The sequence below is a fragment of the Mesorhizobium sp. B2-5-7 genome (assembly GCF_006440875.1).
Taxonomy (GTDB): domain Bacteria; phylum Pseudomonadota; class Alphaproteobacteria; order Rhizobiales; family Rhizobiaceae; genus Mesorhizobium; species Mesorhizobium australicum.
Genome location: NZ_VFUO01000002.1, coordinates 1,105,004 through 1,123,686, shown reverse-complemented (window position 1 = coordinate 1,123,686; position 18,683 = coordinate 1,105,004). Strand labels below are relative to the sequence as shown.

General features: G+C 62.6%; 19 protein-coding genes. 13 read left to right on the top strand and 6 right to left on the bottom strand.

Annotated elements, in window-relative coordinates; translation table 11 throughout:
• Window position 1: 1 nt before the first annotated feature.
• The gene (locus FJ543_RS12955) at window positions 2-1,168 is read right to left on the bottom strand and encodes an ATP-grasp domain-containing protein (protein ID WP_140790932.1); all 1,167 of its coding nucleotides are present in this window, start codon (window positions 1,166-1,168) and stop codon (window positions 2-4) included.
• A 401-nt stretch (window positions 1,169-1,569) separates the two neighbouring features.
• On the opposite strand from FJ543_RS12955, the gene leuA reads away from it, so the two are divergent.
• The 4 genes from leuA (at window position 1,570) to FJ543_RS12930 (ending at window position 7,096) form a co-directional block, all read left to right on the top strand.
• On the top strand, window positions 1,570-3,309 hold the full coding sequence (leuA, locus tag FJ543_RS12945; RefSeq protein WP_140875342.1) for a 2-isopropylmalate synthase: 1,740 nt from the start codon (window positions 1,570-1,572) through the stop codon (window positions 3,307-3,309).
• 250 nt (window positions 3,310-3,559) lie between these two features.
• Entirely contained in the window at window positions 3,560-5,335 is a 1,776-nt protein-coding gene (locus tag FJ543_RS12940) for a hypothetical protein (protein ID WP_140617646.1), read from the top strand.
• Between the two features lie 237 nt (window positions 5,336-5,572).
• A complete protein-coding gene (locus FJ543_RS12935; RefSeq protein WP_140875340.1) occupies window positions 5,573-6,373 on the top strand; it encodes an alpha/beta fold hydrolase in 801 nt (266 codons plus the stop codon).
• Window positions 6,374-6,481: 108 nt separating this feature from the next.
• The gene (locus tag FJ543_RS12930) at window positions 6,482-7,096 is read left to right on the top strand and encodes a hypothetical protein (RefSeq protein WP_140823183.1); all 615 of its coding nucleotides are present in this window, start codon (window positions 6,482-6,484) and stop codon (window positions 7,094-7,096) included.
• Here FJ543_RS12930 and FJ543_RS12925 read toward each other — a convergent pair.
• Complete coding sequence (locus tag FJ543_RS12925; protein WP_140875338.1) at window positions 7,080-8,009, bottom strand: metallophosphoesterase; 930 nt, start codon at window positions 8,007-8,009, stop codon at window positions 7,080-7,082. The two genes, FJ543_RS12930 and FJ543_RS12925, sit on opposite strands and share 17 nt — an antisense overlap.
• 53 nt (window positions 8,010-8,062) lie before the next feature.
• Between FJ543_RS12925 and FJ543_RS12920 the strand changes: the two genes are divergently transcribed.
• Complete coding sequence (locus FJ543_RS12920) at window positions 8,063-8,560, top strand: NUDIX domain-containing protein (RefSeq protein ID WP_140721592.1); 498 nt, start codon at window positions 8,063-8,065, stop codon at window positions 8,558-8,560.
• Here the strand turns inward: FJ543_RS12920 and FJ543_RS12915 are convergent, their stop codons facing one another.
• Window positions 8,561-9,553 carry a glutathione S-transferase family protein gene (locus FJ543_RS12915; RefSeq protein WP_140875336.1) on the bottom strand — a complete coding sequence of 331 codons (993 nt, stop codon included), beginning with the start codon at window positions 9,551-9,553 and terminating at the stop codon, window positions 8,561-8,563.
• A gap of 267 nt (window positions 9,554-9,820) precedes the next feature.
• Here FJ543_RS12915 and FJ543_RS12910 point away from each other — a divergent pair, with 267 nt between their 5' ends.
• From FJ543_RS12910 to FJ543_RS12890, 5 genes are all read left to right on the top strand, one after another.
• Window positions 9,821-10,345: an N-acetyltransferase gene (locus tag FJ543_RS12910; protein WP_015316003.1), complete on the top strand. Its 525-nt coding sequence runs from the start codon at window positions 9,821-9,823 to the stop codon at window positions 10,343-10,345.
• Window positions 10,346-10,429: 84 nt separating this feature from the next.
• Window positions 10,430-11,191 carry a 3-hydroxyacyl-CoA dehydrogenase gene (locus tag FJ543_RS12905; protein ID WP_015316002.1) on the top strand — a complete coding sequence of 254 codons (762 nt, stop codon included), beginning with the start codon at window positions 10,430-10,432 and terminating at the stop codon, window positions 11,189-11,191.
• A gap of 111 nt (window positions 11,192-11,302) precedes the next feature.
• The gene (locus FJ543_RS12900) at window positions 11,303-12,064 is read left to right on the top strand and encodes a HugZ family protein (protein WP_140875334.1); all 762 of its coding nucleotides are present in this window, start codon (window positions 11,303-11,305) and stop codon (window positions 12,062-12,064) included.
• Between the two features lie 171 nt (window positions 12,065-12,235).
• Entirely contained in the window at window positions 12,236-12,580 is a 345-nt protein-coding gene (locus tag FJ543_RS12895; RefSeq protein WP_015316000.1) for a metalloregulator ArsR/SmtB family transcription factor, read from the top strand.
• Between the two features lie 101 nt (window positions 12,581-12,681).
• Window positions 12,682-13,476 carry an RNA methyltransferase gene (locus FJ543_RS12890; protein WP_140875332.1) on the top strand — a complete coding sequence of 265 codons (795 nt, stop codon included), beginning with the start codon at window positions 12,682-12,684 and terminating at the stop codon, window positions 13,474-13,476.
• Window positions 13,477-13,522: 46 nt separating this feature from the next.
• Here the strand turns inward: FJ543_RS12890 and FJ543_RS12885 are convergent, their stop codons facing one another.
• Both FJ543_RS12885 and FJ543_RS12880 read right to left on the bottom strand, forming a co-directional pair.
• Window positions 13,523-14,677 (bottom strand): hypothetical protein, encoded by a 1,155-nt coding sequence (locus FJ543_RS12885; protein ID WP_140875330.1) that lies wholly within the window; start codon window positions 14,675-14,677, stop codon window positions 13,523-13,525.
• 156 nt (window positions 14,678-14,833) lie between these two features.
• Complete coding sequence (locus FJ543_RS12880; protein ID WP_224530344.1) at window positions 14,834-15,370, bottom strand: EipA family protein; 537 nt, start codon at window positions 15,368-15,370, stop codon at window positions 14,834-14,836.
• A gap of 385 nt (window positions 15,371-15,755) precedes the next feature.
• Between FJ543_RS12880 and FJ543_RS12875 the strand changes: the two genes are divergently transcribed.
• Both FJ543_RS12875 and FJ543_RS12870 read left to right on the top strand, forming a co-directional pair.
• Entirely contained in the window at window positions 15,756-16,385 is a 630-nt protein-coding gene (locus tag FJ543_RS12875; protein ID WP_015315996.1) for a histidine phosphotransferase family protein, read from the top strand.
• Between the two features lie 247 nt (window positions 16,386-16,632).
• Window positions 16,633-17,001, top strand: coding sequence for a response regulator (locus FJ543_RS12870; RefSeq protein WP_015315995.1), 369 nt, complete (start codon window positions 16,633-16,635; stop codon window positions 16,999-17,001).
• Between the two features lie 123 nt (window positions 17,002-17,124).
• Here FJ543_RS12870 and ctrA read toward each other — a convergent pair whose 3' ends face one another.
• Window positions 17,125-17,820 carry a cell cycle two-component system response regulator CtrA gene (ctrA, locus tag FJ543_RS12865; RefSeq protein ID WP_006203583.1) on the bottom strand — a complete coding sequence of 232 codons (696 nt, stop codon included), beginning with the start codon at window positions 17,818-17,820 and terminating at the stop codon, window positions 17,125-17,127.
• A 451-nt stretch (window positions 17,821-18,271) separates the two neighbouring features.
• On the opposite strand from ctrA, the gene FJ543_RS12860 reads away from it, so the two are divergent.
• Entirely contained in the window at window positions 18,272-18,649 is a 378-nt protein-coding gene (locus FJ543_RS12860) for a flagellar export protein FliJ (protein ID WP_015315994.1), read from the top strand.
• Window positions 18,650-18,683: the final 34 nt, after the last annotated feature.

Sequence of the window (18,683 nt, the reverse complement as noted above, 5' to 3'; positions counted from 1 at the left end):
CTCAAGCCTTTTCGGCGTGGATATAGGCCACCGCCTCGCGCAGATCAGCCTGATCCTTCGAGCGCATCTGGTAGGCGTAATTTCCCATGGCCCGGCTGAAAACCTCTTCTATCGGCTGATGATGGACGATCTTGTCGCGGTGGGCGGCTAGCACGTCCGCATGGCTGTGCAAATAGTCGAGGTGGCGCTTGCGGCTGGCATAGGCGGTGAAATACTTGCCCTCATAAGGGCCGCCGGCAGCATCCTTGACCACCATGTCCGCCCATGCCGCGTAGACATCGATGTCGAACGTGTAGTTGATCGCGTCCGTCATCCAGGCGCCGGGCGGCCGCATGTTGACCTCCAGCGCGATGATGCGGTCGTCCCTGGTTTCGAACAATTCGATATGGAAAAAGCGTTCGCGCACGTCGAATGCTTTCAGGATCTTGCGGCCGGCCTCCTCTACGGCGGGCCTGATCCGGGGAAAGCAGGTGTAGCTCATGTGGCGGTCCTTGTTGACCACGTCCATGACGCTCTGGTCGTAGCGATGGCTGGCCGCCAGCACCACCTCGCCGTCGCGGTTGATCAATCCGTCATAGGTCACCACCAGCCCTTCGATGAACTGCTCCATGACGAAGGTCACGTCCTCCGGCTTGTCCCGGAAGAACTGGTCGAGCTCTTTCGCATTGGAGATCTTGAACGTGTTCGAAGCGCCGGAGCCCGAATCCGGCTTCACCACCACGGGGTAGCCGACGCGGCGGATAAAGGTCATGGCGCCGGCCCGGTCGGAGCATTTGCGCTGGGCGATCGTCTCGACACCGCTCTTGCGGAAGAAGGCGCGCATGCGGCTCTTGCGCTTCAGATTCTTCACGAAATCGAGCTTGGTGCCGTAGATGTTGAAGTCGGTGCGGATGTTGGCTTCCAGCTCCAGCCAGTGCTCGTTGAGCGATTCGAACCGGTCGATGCGGCCCCATTTGTGGATGAAATGGCCTATCGCCCGGAACACCGGCTCGTAATCCTCCATGTCGGCGACGCGGTAGTATTCCGAAAGCGCCTGCTTCAGCTTGCCGTCGAGCGCATCATAGGGCGCATCGCCAATACCGAGCACGGTCGCGCCGGCCTTCTTCAGCCGGTCGCAGAAATCGGCGCCATTGGCGGGAAAATGCGGCGAGAAGAACACGAAATTCATGAACGCCCCCTGCCGACGGCACCCCGCCGGAAGCCAAGTCTGGCGCATTTGCGGCGCGCGGGGAAGAGCATCCGCGTTAAGATAAAATTCGACGGGGGCCGGCCCGCTTGCCTCCAACAGGCCGCTCCTGTATGAGAGCGGCCATGAACACGCGCCCCACCACCGCTTCCCGTCAGACCGGCTTTGCCGGCGAGACCGTGCGCGCGCTTGCCTCGACCCTGCTTCTTCTCGGCCTTATCGGCGATCGCCGGGTTCGCTGAAGGAGCGCCCGGCGGTCGAACCGCCGCGCAAGCGCATGCTCCTTGGCAAATCATATCAAGCGAACGAAATTCTGGTAAAGGCGCCGCTTGGCTCCACATCCGCCTGAAAGGTGGACCCGCCAGCCGCCGGGAGAAACAACGATGAACGCACGAGAAGACATCCGCGCCAGCGAGGCCGCGACCGGCAAGCAAGTTGGCCGGGGCATGCCGGACGCAGCCCGCAAATATCAACCCTACCCGACCGTCGGCCTCACCGACCGGACCTGGCCCTCGAAGGTGATCGACAAGGCGCCGATCTGGTGCTCGGTCGACCTGCGCGACGGCAACCAGGCGCTGATCGATCCGATGGGCCACGAGCGCAAGGCGCGCATGTTCGGCCTGCTGCTCGACATGGGCTTCAAGGAAATCGAGATCGGCTTCCCCTCGGCTTCGCAGACCGATTTCGACTTCGCGCGCTGGTGCATCGAGCAAGGCAACGTGCCGGCCGATGTGTCGTTGCAGGTGCTGGTGCAGTGCCGGCCTGAACTGATCAGCCGCACCTTCGAGGCGCTGAAGGGCGCCACCAACCCGATCGTGCATTTCTACAACTCGACCAGCGAGTTGCAGCGTCGCGTCGTCTTCGAGAAAGATGTCGGCGGCATCAAGCGTATCGCGACCGACGCGGCCAAGATGATCACCGACATGGCTGCCAGGGCCGGCGGCGGCTATCGCTTCGAATATTCGCCGGAGAGCTTCACCGGCACCGAACTCGAGGTCGCTCTGGAGATCTGCAACGCCGTCACCGAGATCGTCAGGCCAACACCCGACAACAAGCTGATCATCAACCTGCCGTCGACGGTCGAGATGTCGACGCCCAACATCTATGCCGACCGCATCGAGTGGATGTGCCGCAATCTCGACAACCGCGAAAACCTGATCATCTCGCTGCATCCGCACAATGATCGTGGCACCGGCATCGCCACCACCGAACTCGGCTTGATGGCTGGCGCCGACCGCGTCGAGGGCACGCTGTTCGGCAATGGCGAGCGCACCGGCAATGTCGACATCGTCACCTTGGCGCTCAACATGTACACGCAAGGCGTCGATCCGGGCATCGACTGCTCCGACATCAACCGGATGAAGGATGTCTACGAATATTCGAACCAGCTGAAGATTCCCGAGCGCCACCCCTATGTTGGCGAACTCGTCTACACTGCTTTTTCCGGCTCGCACCAGGACGCCATCAACAAGGGCATGAAGGCCTTGAAGAAGGCCAACACGCCACACTGGGAAGTGCCATACCTGCCAATCGATCCGGCCGATGTCGGCCGCAGCTATGAGGCCATCATCCGCATCAACTCGCAGTCGGGCAAGGGCGGCATTGCCTATGTGCTGCAGGCCGATTACGGCCTCAATTTGCCGCGCAACCTGCAGATCGAATTCAGCCAGGCTATCCAGGCGATCACCGACGCCGAAGGCAAGGAAGTGCCGGCCAAGCGTATTCATGACCGCTTCCTCGAAACCTATGTCGACCAGCCTGGCGCCCGCCTGAAATTCCTCGACCATCACACTTATCCGGCCACCGAGGTGAAGGGCCGGCGCGTGGTCGAGGCCGTCATCCTCGACAACGGCAAGGAAGTGACGATATCAGGCACCGGCACCGGCCCGATCGACGGCTTCGTCGATGCGCTGTCACGCCATGTCGGCGTCGAGATGTCGGTGCTCGATTATTCCGAGCATTCGATGCAGCGCGGCTCGAATGCGTCGGCCATCTCCTATGTCGAGATGGAATATCCCGGCGGCAAGCTGTTCGGCGCCGGCATCAACACCAACATCGTCGCTGCCTCTCTGGAAGCAGTAACGTCAGCGGCCAATCGTATCGTCGGCCGCAACGCGCGATAGTTTACCCGTCGGCGCGAGAGCCGGGGTTGGCTCTCGCGCCGCCATTCTTCGGGCCTGAACAAGGTCTTGGCATCCATGGGATTCGATAGGATTGCTCCGGCGTCCTGGCCGTCTCGCGCGCGCGGCTCATTAACCACCGGCAAAATATCCGGTGGGGTACGCGATCGCATAATGGGTGTATACTTGTATGGCGGTGCGGGCATTATATGATCCGTGCCTTAACCTGTGCCGACTTCGAGAGGATCGACACTTGCAGCATGCCACGCCTGCCGCCCCCGCAGTGCGCGAAACATTGGAGCGACTGCTTGCCAGCGAAACGTTCGGAAGATCCGAACGGGCACGCAAGCTGTTGCGTTATCTTGTCGAGCGCGAACAGGCAGGCGAAGCCGACAGGCTCAAGGGCTTTTCCATCGCCATGGATGTCTTCGGCAAGGACGGCGATTTCGATCCTTCGACCGATGCGGTGGTGCGGGTTCAGGCCGGCCGGCTGCGCGACTTGCTGCAGCAATATTTCGCCAATGAAGGTGTTGCCGAGCCTGTCCGCATAGCCATTCCGCGCGGCGGCTATGTCCCGGCCTACGAGCTCAATGCGATCCGCTTGCCTGAGACGGCCGAACTCGCCATCCAGACGGGAGCGGCGGCGGCTCCATCGGCGCAACGCGGCACTGCCGAGAGTGCCATTGCGGCCCCTGCCTTACTGGCACCGATGGTTGCGCCGGCGCCGTCGGTGGCACGTCACCTCAGATTCTTCTGGATGGCGATCGCCGTCGTCATCGCCATGCTTGGTGTTCTGATCCTGCGTCAGGGCAGCGGTGCGCTGCTGGCAGGCGGCGACCTTGCGGCCACGCTCGAGACCGCAGGCCTCACCGGCAGCATCGAGCCGTCTCCCGCCAGCGAGGCCTTGCCGCTCGTCTACATCGCCGTCAAGGCCAGTGGCACGGATGCCAGCCGTGTCGCCGCATCGCTGCGCGCCGGCCTGAGCGGTTTCGATACGATCGACTTCATCGGTCGCGACGCGGTCGCCACGACCGATCCGGCCACCAATGCCACAAGCTTCATCTTCGATATTCTGCCTGGGCCGGATACGGGCGAAATCACGATTGAACTGCAGAGCGTGGCGACCGGACGGGTGCTTTTGTCGCGCAACCTGACCGCCGCCGACAGCGCACCGACCGCCGTCGAGAACCGTATAGCCGGCATCTTGACGTCCGCTCTTCCCGCTTCCGGCACGATCTACAGCTATATCGAACAGAGCGGCATTCAGACCGTCCTCACGCAATGCCTGACGCTCAACGACAAATATTATCTCGACCAGAACGCCCGGACCCACGAGGCCGCCTATCGCTGCCTCGAAACCCTCGCCGAACGCGGCGCCAAGTCACCGCTGGTCTACTCGGAACTCGCTTCGCTGCACCTGGAGGCCGTGAACGACCACTACGCCTATCCGCCGGATGCCACGATCGAGAAGGCGATGACATTTGCCCATCGCGCCGTGCAGATGGGACCGACCAGTCCTTATGCGCATCGCTCCTACGGCTACATCAATTCGCGTCTTGGCAACGCTGACGAGGCGCTGCGCTGGATGCGCAAGGCCTATGACCTCAATCCCTACGATCTCGCCATGGCCGCAGCTTACGGCTATGGGTTGATTTTCGCTGGCAGGTATGCCGAGGGGACGCCGATCCTGGCCCAGGCGGTGGACGCCTCCAGCGGTCATCCGACATGGTGGGATTTCGGACTTTTCGCCGGCGAACTCATGCTTGGCGACACGAACAAGGCCGCCATCGCCAGTTCCTCTTTGAGAACAACCGCAACCAAATCGCACTATCTTGCAGCCCGGCTGATCGGTGCCAAGATCGCCGGCCAGGACAATCTGGCGCGCAAGCTGCTCGACGAGCTAACCGCCAAATTTCCGAAATTCACCGCCGATCCGCGCGCGACCTTCATCGACCGGAAATATCCGCCCGATCTGACCGAGCGGCTGGTTGGGGCTCTGCGCGCGGCGGGCCTCGGCAACGCGAGCTGACGTCCCACCAACGGTTGTTTGGACCAACCGAATTGTTGGCCGCCGAAAGCAGGTGGCAAACCCCCGATACGACGGATTTGTCGGCTTTGTCAGGCGACTTCGCAAGGTCGAGAGAGCGCAAACGCCAGTCGTCGCGAAAATTTTACTGGCCATCGTGCTGGACAAGGAGCAATCCAGCCGCATTCCCATCTTCCCGTCCCGTAATCTTCCCGTCCCGTAATAAGCTTTCACATTTCAATGATCGCATCGCTTCACGCCACCGAACAGGGTGCTGGCTCGAAGGCCATCGTCCTGCTGCATGGTTTTGGCGGCTGCCACGGTGTCTGGCACGAAGTGATCCCGTCGCTGTCGCCTGCGGTGCGCACACTCGCTTATGACTTGCCGGGGCACGGGCTGTCGCTCGATTTCCCCGGCGCCGGCCCGGCCAAGGTGGCGGCAAGGGCCGTCCTGACCGATCTCGCCGCGCGATCGGTGAAGCGCGTTCATCTGGTGGGCCACTCGATGGGCGGCGCGGTGGCGACGCTGATGGCACTGGCCGAACCCGAGAGGGTGGCCTCGCTGACACTTCTGGCGCCGGGCGGCTTCGGCCCCGAGATCAACGGCCCGCTGTTGCGCCGCTTTGCCGCCTCATGGGATCCCTCCGACATCCGCGCGTGCCTAAGCGCGATGTCGGGACCGCTGACGCGCGCCGTCGACCGCACCGTGGATACCCTTCGCGACATGCGCGAGCGACCCGGCCAGGTGGAGAAACTCATCGAGATTGCTGCCGCCATGACCAGCGACGACCGCCAGGGCGTCATCCCGCACGACCGGTTGGACACACTGACCATGCCGGTGATGGTGGTATGGGGGAGCAATGACCCGATGCTACCCGTTACCCAAATGGATGGTCTGCCCGCGCGATTTCACGTGCACCACGTGCTGGAGGCTGGCCATATGCTGATCGAGGAGGCGCCCGATCTGGTCGCCGCGATCATCCAGCGCAACACGAACCGCCGCGCCAGGCCCTTGCGCCCGAAACTCGCTGCGACCGGCTGAGACGTCCCGCGCGGCACCAAGCGGGCGCCTTGCCGTCTTGATCTCGCGAGTGCATTTTGCCTTCGGCTGTGTTAACTGCCTGTTAACCAAACCCGCGAGGCCACGCCGATGAAGGACGCAGGCGAGAAGATCGATCCGTCAAAGAAACTGTCCGATGCCATCCGTGATGTGAAGAATGCCTTCGCTGACCGCGACGATGTCGTCGTCGACATGCGCGAGGCGCACCGCATGCGCCTGGACCTGCTGGCCGCGGACCTCGCGCCCGTCTTCGCCGACGTTCCAGCCGACATGGACAATTTCGACTTTGTCGTCTCCTCGGGGCTGCAGCCGCGCCTGTGGATCGACGCCGTCAGCCATGTCGCGATGGGACGCGACCGTCGCACCTACCGCTTCCTCAAGGATACACGCATTGGCCGGGTCGTGCTTGCCGAGTCGACCGAGATGAAGCCGGTCGCCGATTCCGTGACGCGTTATGTGGCCGAGCGCATCGTCGAGCGCCAGAGGATGATGGAAGGTGGCGTCGAGCCGGCGGTCGCCGGCATGAAACGCGCCGAGGTCGCGGAAGCCGAGCCACCGCTGCGAGCATCGACGCAAGGCAAGGGCTGGTCGGCCTTCCTGTCCGGGCTTGGGCTGGTCGCCGCCGGCGCGCTGGTTGGTCTGGCGGTGTCGGCCGCGCTGCTGTGGGACCGCATCTCGGCCATGGTTCTCAACTGGCGGCCATAGCCTCGCCGGGCTCGACCCCGAGTTCCAGGCTCTGCAGATCGGAAGGCGGTATTGACGGTCCGGTCAGACCGCGCCGCGTCAGGTGGATACGCCAGTTACCCTTTTCGCCGTCGATGTCGAACAGATTGTACTGTGCTGCCGGGTGATTGCCGCCCGGCGCCTGGCCGGCGGCGGCGACCCCGACGACCGGGATCTTTGCACCGCGAAGCCCAATCTGGAACAGCGACGGCAGATGCGAATGGCCGTGCAGCACAAGCTCCGCGCCATGGCGGCGGACGATTTTGTGGAAGCGGGCGATGCCGAACAGCCGCTTGTGCTGGGAGACGGCGCCCCGCAGGGGCGGATGATGGATCATGATCGCGCGGAACAGCCCTTGCTTCGCCGTGCTCTCGAGTATCTTGCCGAGCCGAGCCGCCTGCCCCTCCATGAAAAAACCATTGGCCATGAAGGGCGCCGTGGCGCGCGCCGTCGAAACCCCGATCAGCGCGACATTGCCGCGCACGCGCAGATAGGGGAAGGCATTGCGGTCGACCGGCGTGTTGACACCGTCTCCGCTCATCCACGCCGCCCACGACCGGCAGACCTTGTCGAATGCGCCGGGCACATAGGCGTCATGGTTTCCCGGCACCACCGACACCACATGCGGTGGCCCCAGCGTCTCGAGCCAGTGTTTCGCCATCTCGATCTCACCGTCGAGGGCCAGGTTGACGAGGTCGCCGGTGACGGCGAGATGGTCCGGATTTTGCGCCTTGATATCGGCGACGATGGCGTCGATGACGGCGTCGTGCATGTGGCGGCGGCGGTTGCGCTGCCAGTTGACATAACCGAGCACGCGCTTGGAGGCGAGATCGCGATAGGATACATCGGGCAGCGGCCCCAGATGGACATCGGAAATATGCGCGAGCCTGAACATCCCTCCTTCATAGGCGACGTGCGCGCCCCTTTCCACCCACGGTTTCGCTACTGATGGCGAGCGACGAGGAGGCTCCGTTCCGCCAGACCGGCTGGGCGGGTTTGAGGGCGCGGCTGTTCCATCTCTATTTCGTGCTGCGGCGGCCAATGACGCTCGGTGTGCGCGGCCTGATCCACGATGCCGCCACCAATTCCGTCTTCCTCATCCGCCATACCTATGTGCCCGGTTGGCAGCTTCCCGGCGGCGGCGTCGAGGTCGGCGAGACGATGGCCGAAGCGCTGGCGCGCGAACTTTACGAGGAAGGCAACATCCAGATCACGGACGCGCCGATTCTCAAATCGATGCATTTCAACCGCCGTGCCAGCCGGCGCGACCATGTCGGCTTCTACCTCGTCGAGCATTTCAGCCGCACCGCACCGAAACTGCCAGACCATGAAATCGCCGAGGCCGGCTTTTTCCCGCTCAATCGCCTGCCGGAGGGCACGACGCCGGCAACGCTGCGGCGGATCGCCGAAATTTTCGCCAACGTGCCAGCATCGCCCTATTGGTAGTCAGGCAGCAGCCCTTCCGAACCGCGCCCGATCATGCGGCGCGCCATAGTCGAGCGTCGGCCCGACCGGCACGATCCGGGTCGGGTTGATGGTCTCGTGGCTGCCGTAATAATGCGCCTTGATGTGGCGCAGGTTCACGGTCCCGGCGACGCCAGGCACGCTATAGAGGTCGCGCAGATAGTTCGACAGGTTCGAATAGTCGGCGATGCGGCGCAGGTTGCACTTGAAGTGTCCGACATAGACCGGGTCAAAGCGCACCAGGGTGGTGAACAGCCGCCAGTCGGCCTCGGTGATGCGATCACCCACTAGGTAGCGCTGCCTGGAAAGGCGATGTTCCAGAGTATCGAGCGCCGAAAACAGCGCGCCGAACGCCTCCTCATAGGCCGCTTGCGTGGTGGCGAAACCGGCTCGATAGACGCCATTGTTGACGGCGGGATAGACCAGCCCGTTGATCACGTCGATCTCGCCGCGCAAGGCCTCGGGGTAGAAGTCGAAGCTGGCGTCGCCCCATTCGTCGAAGGCCGAATTGAGCATCCGGATGATCTCGGAGGATTCGTTGGAGACGATCGTCTGTTCCTTCTTGTCCCACAGCACCGGCACCGTCACCCGGCCTGAATAGGCAGGATCGGCCTTGGTGTAGATCTGGTGCAGGAAGTCGAGACCATAGAGCGTGTCGCCGGTGGCGCCGTCCTCGGCGAGAAACGTCCAACCGTCCGCGCCCATGAAATGGTGAACCACCGAGACGGAGATGATGCCTTCCAGCCTCTTCAGCGTGCGAAAAATCAGCGTCCGGTGCGCCCAGGGACAGGCGAGTGAGATGTAAAGGTGATAGCGGCCGGGCTCCGCCTTGAAGCCGCGGCTGCGGCCTTCGGCGGGTTTGCCGTCGTGCGTGATCCAGTCGCGCCATTGCGACTGCGCCCGCACGAACTTGCCGCCACTGTTCTTCGTGTCGTACCAGCGATCCTGCCATTTGCCGTCGACGAGCAATCCCATGAATTGTCCTTTCGGGTTTCCCGTCATGTAGGGCGCGATGCGGCAAGGCGGAAAGCATCCAGGGCTGAACAGATCGTCAATCGGTAGTGCCAGCGAACGGGTCGATTGCGGCGGCGCAAAATTGATGCTAGCGGACACTCCGCATGTTCGACTTTGCTTTGATCCGGTTTGACCGACGACGAAAGGGCGCCCGCGCTTGATGAAGCGCTGACTGGCGAATGCTGCCGTTTGCAGCAACCTTTCCTCCTCTACCGGAACGCAAAGACCATGAGCCTTGCCGACGTGAAATACCTGCCGGAAACTCCGGCGCATGACCCTCAAATCGAAGCCATTAACGACGAGGCCTTCGGCCCCGGCCGTTTCGTGCTGGCCGCCTACAAGATCCGCGAGGCCGGCGGCCACGAGCGCGCCCTGTCCTTTGTCGCGGTCGACGGCGACCTCGTCGTCGCCTCGGTGCGCATGACCCGCATAGCGGCGGGGGCCGGCCGGGCGCTGATGCTTGGGCCACTCGCGGTACGGCCGGCCTTCAAGAACCTCGGCATCGGCCGCCGGCTGGTAGCGATCGCGCTGGAGGCGGCCGCCAAGGCTGGCGCGCCGGCCGTCATCCTGGTTGGCGACGAACCTTATTACGGGCCGCTCGGCTTCAAGCGCATCCCCCGTGGTCAGATTTCGATGCCTAGGCCTGTCGACCTCGACCGCCTTTTGTCGCACGAGATCACGCCCGGCGCGGTTGCCAGGCTTTCCGGCGAGGTCGGTCACGCCAGCCAGGCCAGGGCCGCCGAGCACGTCTAGGCGATGGCTTGACCCGGCCTTTCAATCCGGGCCTGATCCGTCCCTGTTTGATAGCAAGCCCATTCTCACGGGAAGGATGACGCCATGAATCCCAGCGGCCAGATAGCAATCGTGACCGGCGGCGGCTCCGGCCTTGGCGAGGCAACCGCTCGTGCGCTTGCCGCCAAGGGAGCCAACGTTGCCATCTTCGATGTCGGCATCGAGCGCGCGGCCAAGGTCGCGGCCGAGATCGGCGGCATCGCCGTCCAGTGCGACGTCGCGAGTGCCGACAGTGCCGTCGCCGCCCTGGCCGAGGCTGCCGCCAAGCTGGGCGAGCCGCGCATCCTGGTCAATTGCGCCGGCATCGCCATCGGCGTGAAGACGATCGGCAAGGATGGACCGCATCCGCTCGACCAGTACCGCAGGGTGATCGAGGTCAATCTGATCGGCACGTTCAACATGATCCGCCTGGTCGCCGACCGCGCCGCGAAACTCGAGCCGCTGCGGGGCGGCGAGCGCGGCGTCATCGTCAACACCGCTTCGGTCGCCGCCTATGACGGCCAGATCGGCCAGGCGGCCTATTCGGCTTCGAAGGGCGGTGTCGTCGGCATGACGCTGCCGGTGGCGCGCGATCTCGCCCGATCCGGCATTCGGGTCTGCACCATCGCGCCCGGCATCTTCAAGACGCCGATGATGGCCGGCATGCCGCAGGAGGTGCAGGATTCGCTGGGCGCCGCCGTGCCTTTCCCGTCGCGCCTCGGCGAACCATCCGAATATGCCGCGCTTGCCCTGCACATCGTCGAAAACCAGATGCTGAACGGCGAGACCATCCGCCTCGACGGCGCCATCCGCATGGCGCCGAAGTAAGGCGTGTCGCCCCAAGCTGCGAAGCGGTTTGCGCGGGCACCTCCCCTTGCCAAGTCCGGCATCATCGGCTGACAAGTGGAATAGGAAATCAACTTGGGAGGGCGAGAAACCTTGGACGATCGAAAGAAGGGTGTCATCCGCGAGACCGACGCCGAGGCGATCCGCCTGGCGAAAACGCTTCTGCGCAGTGCCCGTTTCGGCGCCCTGGCGGTGCTGGAACCGGGGACCGGGGCGCCGCTGGCGAGCCGGGTCGGCGTCGCCACCGACATTGACGGCGCACCGCTCATCCTGGTGTCGATGCTCGCGGCGCACACGTCGGCCCTGCTTGCCGATCCGCGCTGTTCCCTTCTGCTCGGGGAGCCCGGCAAAGGCGATCCGCTGGCGCATCCGCGGCTGACGCTGGCCTGCCAGGCCTCGCGGCTGGAGCGCGGCTCGCAGGCCCAAGCTCGCGCCGCGCGCCGCTATCTCAACCGCAATCCCAAGGCGAGCCTCTATGCCGGGCTCGGCGACTTCTCAATCTTTCGCCTCGAGCCGCAGCGCGCCAGTCTCAACGGCGGCTTCGGCAAGGCCTATCTGCTCGACCGGGCCGATCTGGTCACCGCCGGGCCGATTGTCGAAGAGCTCGCGGCGAGCGAACAGTCAGCCGTCGAGCACATGAATGCGCACCATCTCGACGCGATCGCCAACTACGCCCATCATTTTGCCAAGGCGCCAGGTGCTGGCTGGAGCATCGCCGGGCTGGACGCCGATGGCATGGATCTGGTGTCCGGGGACGATGTTTGCCGGGTATTCTTCCCACAACCACTGGCAAATTCGCAGGAATTGCGTCCCGTTCTGGTTGAAATGGCGAGGGCCGCCAGGGCGGCATCCTAGGCGCAAAGCGAGATTAAATTGCATTTGATCAAAAGCAACGCTTGAGATTTGAAAGAAATGTTCTAGGCTTTAGGTGTGGTGCTGACTCGTCGGCACCTTCACACGTGAATTTATGGATTCAGGCGCCATTGCCCCCATGGCGCCTCGATGAGCAAACAGCATGGGGCATCAATGGTCTCGACAAAGCTAATCGCCAACGCCGAATCAGCTGCCGAATTTCTGATGCTGATGGGCAACGAAAAACGGCTGTTGATCATGAGCTATCTGATCGACGGCGAAATGTCGGTCGGCGCCATCGCCGAAAAGGTGATGCTTAGCCAATCCGCCCTCTCGCAGCATTTGGCCAAGTTGCGGGCGCTGGACCTCGTGGACACCCGCCGCGATCGCCAGATGATCTACTATTCCTGCAAATCCGATGCCGTGCGCGAACTGCTCGCCATGCTGGAAGGCATTTTCGGCGGCGGCAAGGAGGATCTGTCCCAAATGGCGCAGAGGTTGCGCCGCGCCGGGACTTGACCGGACGCTGCCGCGGTCGTTTACCTCGCTGACGATTTCCGGAGCGCGGTTGGTGTGTCTTTCCCGGCCCACGGACCGCGCTTTCGATTGTTGAGCGGGACATGGACCCAATTCGCATCGACGATCCACGCGATCCGCGCGTCGCAGCCTATCTCGATATTCGTGAGCGCGATCTGGCGGGCCGGCAAGGCCGCTTCGTCGCCGAGGGCAAAGTGGTGCTCGACCTGCTTTTGTCGTCGAGCCGCTTCACCGCCGAATCCATCCTGATCCTGGAAAACCGGCTTGGCGGCCTGGAGGAGGTGCTGCGCAAGGCGCAAGCGGACCTGCCGGTCTACGTCGTCGCCAGCGGGGTGATGGACGCGATTGCCGGATTCCACATGCACCGCGGCATCCTGGCCATCGGCCGCAAGGAGACGCCGCATCCGGCCGGGTCATTGCTGGATGCCTTGCCCGCTCAAGCCCTGATCGTCGTGCCTGTCGGCATCGCCAACCACGACAATATGGGTTCGATCTTCCGCAACGCCGCCGCTTTCGGCGCCAATGCGGTGCTGATGGACGGGACATGCTGTGATCCGCTGTACCGCAAGGCGATCCGGGTTTCGGTCGGCGCCGCGCTCAAGATCCCTTTTGCGTCCTTCACCGACACCGCGGGCTTCACCGCGGAGCTCGACCGCCGGGGCTATGACCAGTTCGCATTGTCACCGCGCGGCCGGATCGACATACGCGATGCACGGCGCGGCGAGCGGCTGGCACTCTATCTCGGCACCGAGGGCGAAGGCCTGCCCGAAAGCCTGCTTGCCCGCCTGCAAACCGTGCGGATCACCATGTCGAAGGGCTTCGACAGCTTGAACGTCGGTGCCGCCTCGGCCATTGCCCTGCATCATTTCTCGCGCTGACGATCATGTGAGCCAGGACACGGCGAAAGCGTCAGCCTGCACGGCGTCAGTTGGCTTCTGCTTTCTGCAAGGCGCGCACGCGATCGGCGAGGCTGCGGTCGTTGCCGGCAGAGCGATTGTCCTGCGGCGCGGCGAGCGCCTTGGCGATTGGTGAATCGGGGCCTTCGAGCTTGGCCGTCAGGTGGACCACCTCCGCCGCCAGCTCATTCATCTGCTCGCGCAGCGCGGCACCATTGCCGTTCGTCAAACCCGACGATGCCGCGGCGCCGAGATCCGCCTTGAGGCGCTTGTTCTCGCGCGCCAGCGCCGTCAGCCTGGCCTCCAGCCGTTCGCGGTCGCCGTCAAGCTTGGCAATCGCCCGGTCCAAATCGTCGCGCTTGCCGGCCTCCTCGTGCCGGGCCGGCTCATCTGGCTTGCCGACCAGCCGCAGGGCCGGTGCGCCGTCCTCGGTTTTCGATTTTTCCCGCAACCGCGCCAATTCCTTTTCCCGCCGATCAAGCTTGTCCTCACGGTCGGCGAGCGTTGCGAGCAGCCGCTGGACCTTCTTGTCGAGTTCAGCGGCCCTTTTCTTCTCGGCCTTCAGGGCATCGCGCGCGGCCTTGCTTTCGGCCATGATCTCCTGGCTGCGCCGATCCGCTTCCTTGCGCTGGCCGCGCAGCAGCAAGATATCGCTGGCAAGCTTCTGCAATTCGGATTCGCGGGCCACGAGTTCGATCTGGCGGCTGCTGGAGGCAAAACTGGCGTCGTCATACATGTGCTCCAGCTTCTCGAGATCGAGCGCCCGCCTTTCCAGCTTTCGTTCGGTTTCCTTGAGCCGCTCCGAAAGCTGATGTAGTTCCTCTTCGCGCTGTCGAAGCGCTTCGTTCTTGGCGCCGAGTTCGGCGAGCGCGTGGTCCTTGTCCGTGCGCTCGACCGCCAGCGCCTTCAGCGCCTCGCGGCCGCGATTGATCTCGACGAGTTGTTCGGCCGCCTTCTCGCGCAGCGTCTTGACGTTGATTTCGAGGCGCCGCGTCGTCATGGCGTATTCGGCCCGGATCCGGTCCTTGTCGGCCTGGATCTCGGCTTGCGTCAGCGGAATGGAGGCCTCGATGCGCCTGCGGGTCAGTGCGACGGCACGCCGCCAGACGGCGGGAGCCACCATCAGCGCCAGAAAGCCGGCACAGAGAAAGCCGAGGGCAAAGAACAGGACCGACTGAACCAAAGGACTACCCGTTATCGACGACAACTTGGAAGGCTGGACCGTGCCATCTTGGCATGGCGGAAATCCGGCACCGCGGCAAGGGCTTGCCGCGGCCCATTCGGGTCGTCGGTTGAGGAATCCGGTCGAACCGTCCGTGATTCGCTCATATCGGCCGGATCAGAACGGATTCCAGGTCGCCCGCTCGGTCAGTTTCAGGTAGCCCAGATTGACGCCGAGCCGGGCGCCGACGCCGGTACGGATCGGCACCAGCAGCACATTGTTGTTCTTCAGCACGTTGAAGCCGACACCCGCCACCACATAGGCCGAACCGGCGACGCCGCCATAGCGATTGTAGAGGTTGCCGACATCGTCGAGATTGTAGACCAGCATCATCACGCGTGACCCCTCGCCGCCGAAATCCCAGCCCAGCGACGGGCCTTGCCAGAACACTTTGTGATCGCCGGCATTCTTGGTGTAGAGCGTGCCTTCGCCATAGGTCAGGCCGCCGATCAGCGCACCGGATCCCTCCTCCCCAAGCAGGTAGCCATTGGGCAGACCGTAGGAGGCGAAAATCTTCTCCACGACGGTGGCCAACCCGCCCGACGTCGCGCCGAAGAACTTGTGGCCGGAATCGACAATCTCCTGAGCGGTGTACTCCTGCGCCCGCAGGGGCGATGTCGAGAAGACGAGAACGCCCATGAGCGCGATCGCCATTGAGAGGACACGGAGAAAACTCCGGTCATAGATTCGGGAAAACATGCTTCCAATCTCCGTCATGAAGCACTTTCGCCGACGCCTCGCATCCGTACGGCTCTTTAGGCGGCCGTTAAGGATGACTGTTAGGGGCAAACTATGCCGTAATCCTTTTTCAACCATTAAACTCCCACATGAAGATGGCGGTTCGAAGGCTCTTGGCCGCTCGAGCGGACACGCAGCCTGCGTGAACGCGCCATATGCCATGACGGCAATTTTGGATTTGTTGCTGCACGCACGGGCGCTGTGTATTCAGAAAGCCTTGGGTTGAAGCGTGATTCGTGTGGGCAGGCGCGAAGATCGATCGCTCGGCCGTCAAATGGAAGATTTTGCAGGGATTTCGCCGATGGCCGATCTGTTCACCCTTACCGCTCCCGACCTGGCGGCACTTTTATGCAGCCGCGTCTGCCACGACATCATCTCGCCGGTCGGCGCGATCAACAACGGGCTTGAACTGCTCGACGAGGGCGGCGCCGACGAAGACGCCATGCGGCTCATCCGTCAGAGTGCAAAAAACGCTTCGGCGCGTTTGCAGTTCGCCCGCATCGCCTTTGGCGCGGCCGGCTCGGCGGGCATGATGATCGACACCGGAGATGCCGAGGCCGTCGCCATCGCCTTCCTCAAGAACGAAAAGCCGGAATTGGTCTGGAATGGAACCCGTGCGCTGCTGCCCAAGAACAAGGTCAAGCTGCTGCTCAACCTGCTGCTGGTCGCCAACGCCGCCATTCCGCGCGGCGGCAAGCTGGTCGTGACGCTCGAGAATCTCGAAACCGAGCCGCGTTTTTCGCTTTCGGCAAGCGGGCCGATGCTGCGTGTGCCGCCGAAATTCCTCGAACTGCACTCCGGCCACAAGCCGGAAGAGCCGATCGACGCGCATTCGGTGCAACCTTATTACACGCTGCTGTTGGCCCGCGAGGCCAACATGACGATTTCGATTCACGCGACGCCTGAAGAAATCGTCCTCTCAGTGGCCTGAAAGTCGGCGCCGGCAGCGCGACCAAACGAAGTATTTCAGTCTGAAATATTTCATTGACGCCACAATCGCGGCGCGATGATCTTTGCCCGCTCGTCGACACCGAAGCATCCGCAAGGAAAAACCCGCCGAACGGTTTCTTTGCAAAAATTTTACCTAACGGCTTTTCGGCTTCTTTACCAGATCGGTCTAGGCTGCGCCGTAGATGCCCCGCACGACCGGATCGCCCAAGGGCAAAGAGGACGCGGAAATGAAACGCTGCATGTTCGTCGACGATTCAAGCGTCATCAGGAAGGTTGCAAAACGCATCCTGGGCGGTTCCGACATGATGGTCATCGAGGCGGCCAGCGGGCTTGACGCACTGGAGATGTGCGCCGCCGACATGCCCGACATCATCGTCATCGACGGCGCCTTGCCGGATATGCAGGCGGTCGACCTCATCCGGCGCGTGCGCGCCATGGAAAGCCCGATCCGGCCGCAGATCCTGATCTCGCTGGTCGAACTCGATATCGCGTCGATCATGCGAGCCAAGCGCGCCGGCGCCCAGGGCTATCTGTTGAAGCCCTTCAATCGCCCGCAACTGCTCGAACGTTTTCGCGCCTTGAAAATCGCTGCCTGAACGGAAGCTGTTCCAGGCAAACCGCGCGGTGGTCTGTCGTGTCGCACAAAAACAAATAATTGCTCCACAATGCAAAAAAACCCGGCCAAGCCGGGTTTTTTAGAAGTGCGTTGCCGACTGCGCTCAGGCGCTGACGCGGATATCTTCCGGTTCGCGCAGCACATAGCCGCGGCCCCAGACAGTCTCGATGTAGTTCTGGCCCCCGGACGCGGCGTCGAGCTTCTTGCGCAGCTTGCAGATGAAGACGTCGATGATCTTCAATTCCGGCTCGTCCATGCCGCCATAGAGGTGGTTGAGGAACATTTCCTTGGTGAGCGTGGTGCCCTTGCGCAGCGAGAGCAGCTCCAGCATCTGGTATTCCTTGCCGGTGAGGTGCACGCGCTGGCCGCCGACTTCGACGGTCTTGGCGTCGAGGTTGACCACCAGGTCACCGGTGGTGATGACCGACTGGGCGTGTCCCTTCGAGCGGCGCACGATGGCGTGGATGCGCGCCACCAGCTCGTCCTTGTGGAACGGCTTGGTCATGTAGTCGTCGGCGCCGAAGCCGAGGCCGCGTACCTTGTCCTCGATGCCGGCCATGCCGGAGAGGATGAGGATGGGCGTCTTTACCTTGGAGAGGCGAAGCGTTCTCAAGACCTCGTAGCCGGACATGTCCGGCAGGTTGAGATCGAGAAGGATGATGTCGTAGTCGTAGAGCTTGCCCAGATCGACACCCTCTTCGCCGAGGTCTGTCGTATAGACGTTGAAACTTTCCGATTTCAGCATCAGCTCGATGCTTTGTGCGGTTGCACTGTCATCTTCTATCAGCAGAACACGCATTTCATTCCCCTTTTCTGCCGCCGGACCATTTCACGACCCGTCCTGTCCCGGAGCAGTGGTTGCCTTGTGCAGAGGCTGCCATCGAATGGTTAACAAAACCTAATTTCCCGTCCAATACGGTATCAGATTTTTTAACCCCTTTCTACACCCTCTTGAATCTAATAACGAATCACAGACCAAAATTCCTAATGCAGCACATTAATAAACCGGACTAAGTGACTCCAGGGACTCATCGACGCGGCTTCGCTTCGGCGGCCGGAATTTTTACCCGGCCTTAAGCCCTGACCCGTATGATTAACAATGCCCGTAAACGAATGGTTACCGTCGGCAAAAAACTTTAGGGTTTTGTTTCCCATAGTGCGGGGAAAGCCGGTGGATACGGGCAGCGCTTGGACCTTTCCAGGTGGTTTGGACGATATGTGCGGGTGTGCGTTTCCGGGAGTACCGAATCATGAAGTCACGTGAAAACCTCGTTCGGCTGAAGCAATTTCAGGTGAATGAGAAGCGGCGCCAGCTGCTGCAGCTCGACACGATGATCGCCGAGTTCGAGCGCATGGCCGTCGAATTGGAGCTTCAGATCACCGCCGAGGAAAAGAAAGCCGGCATCACAGATATCAATCATTTCGCCTATCCGACCTTCGCCAAGGCGGCGCGCCTGCGCCGCGACAATCTCAGGAACTCGCAAGGCGACCTCGCCCAGCAGCGAAGCGCCGCCGAATCATTACTCGGCGAAGCTGAAGCGGAGCTTTCCAAGGCTGAGATGCTGGAATCGCGCGATACCAAGGTTCGCGAGACCGAAACTGGCGGCCGCAGCGCCATGATCGGCTGAGTCGGCCGACATCGGCGCTATTTGGCGTACAAGC

Coding starts and splice junctions, on each gene's coding strand:
- FJ543_RS12870 (WP_015315995.1), top strand. CDS start 16,633: ATGAAACGCTGCATGTTCGTCGACGATTCAAGCGTCATCAGGAAGGTT.
- FJ543_RS12910 (WP_015316003.1), top strand. CDS start 9,821: ATGAGCCTTGCCGACGTGAAATACCTGCCGGAAACTCCGGCGCATGAC.
- FJ543_RS12915 (WP_140875336.1), bottom strand. CDS start 9,553: ATGGGATTGCTCGTCGACGGCAAATGGCAGGATCGCTGGTACGACACG.
- leuA (WP_140875342.1), top strand. CDS start 1,570: ATGAACGCACGAGAAGACATCCGCGCCAGCGAGGCCGCGACCGGCAAG.
- FJ543_RS12925 (WP_140875338.1), bottom strand. CDS start 8,009: ATGTTCAGGCTCGCGCATATTTCCGATGTCCATCTGGGGCCGCTGCCC.
- FJ543_RS12860 (WP_015315994.1), top strand. CDS start 18,272: ATGAAGTCACGTGAAAACCTCGTTCGGCTGAAGCAATTTCAGGTGAAT.
- FJ543_RS12920 (WP_140721592.1), top strand. CDS start 8,063: ATGGCGAGCGACGAGGAGGCTCCGTTCCGCCAGACCGGCTGGGCGGGT.
- FJ543_RS12935 (WP_140875340.1), top strand. CDS start 5,573: ATGATCGCATCGCTTCACGCCACCGAACAGGGTGCTGGCTCGAAGGCC.
- FJ543_RS12880 (WP_224530344.1), bottom strand. CDS start 15,370: ATGGCGATCGCGCTCATGGGCGTTCTCGTCTTCTCGACATCGCCCCTG.
- FJ543_RS12890 (WP_140875332.1), top strand. CDS start 12,682: ATGGACCCAATTCGCATCGACGATCCACGCGATCCGCGCGTCGCAGCC.
- FJ543_RS12905 (WP_015316002.1), top strand. CDS start 10,430: ATGAATCCCAGCGGCCAGATAGCAATCGTGACCGGCGGCGGCTCCGGC.
- FJ543_RS12930 (WP_140823183.1), top strand. CDS start 6,482: ATGAAGGACGCAGGCGAGAAGATCGATCCGTCAAAGAAACTGTCCGAT.
- FJ543_RS12895 (WP_015316000.1), top strand. CDS start 12,236: ATGGTCTCGACAAAGCTAATCGCCAACGCCGAATCAGCTGCCGAATTT.
- FJ543_RS12955 (WP_140790932.1), bottom strand. CDS start 1,168: ATGAATTTCGTGTTCTTCTCGCCGCATTTTCCCGCCAATGGCGCCGAT.
- FJ543_RS12875 (WP_015315996.1), top strand. CDS start 15,756: ATGGCCGATCTGTTCACCCTTACCGCTCCCGACCTGGCGGCACTTTTA.
- ctrA (WP_006203583.1), bottom strand. CDS start 17,820: ATGCGTGTTCTGCTGATAGAAGATGACAGTGCAACCGCACAAAGCATC.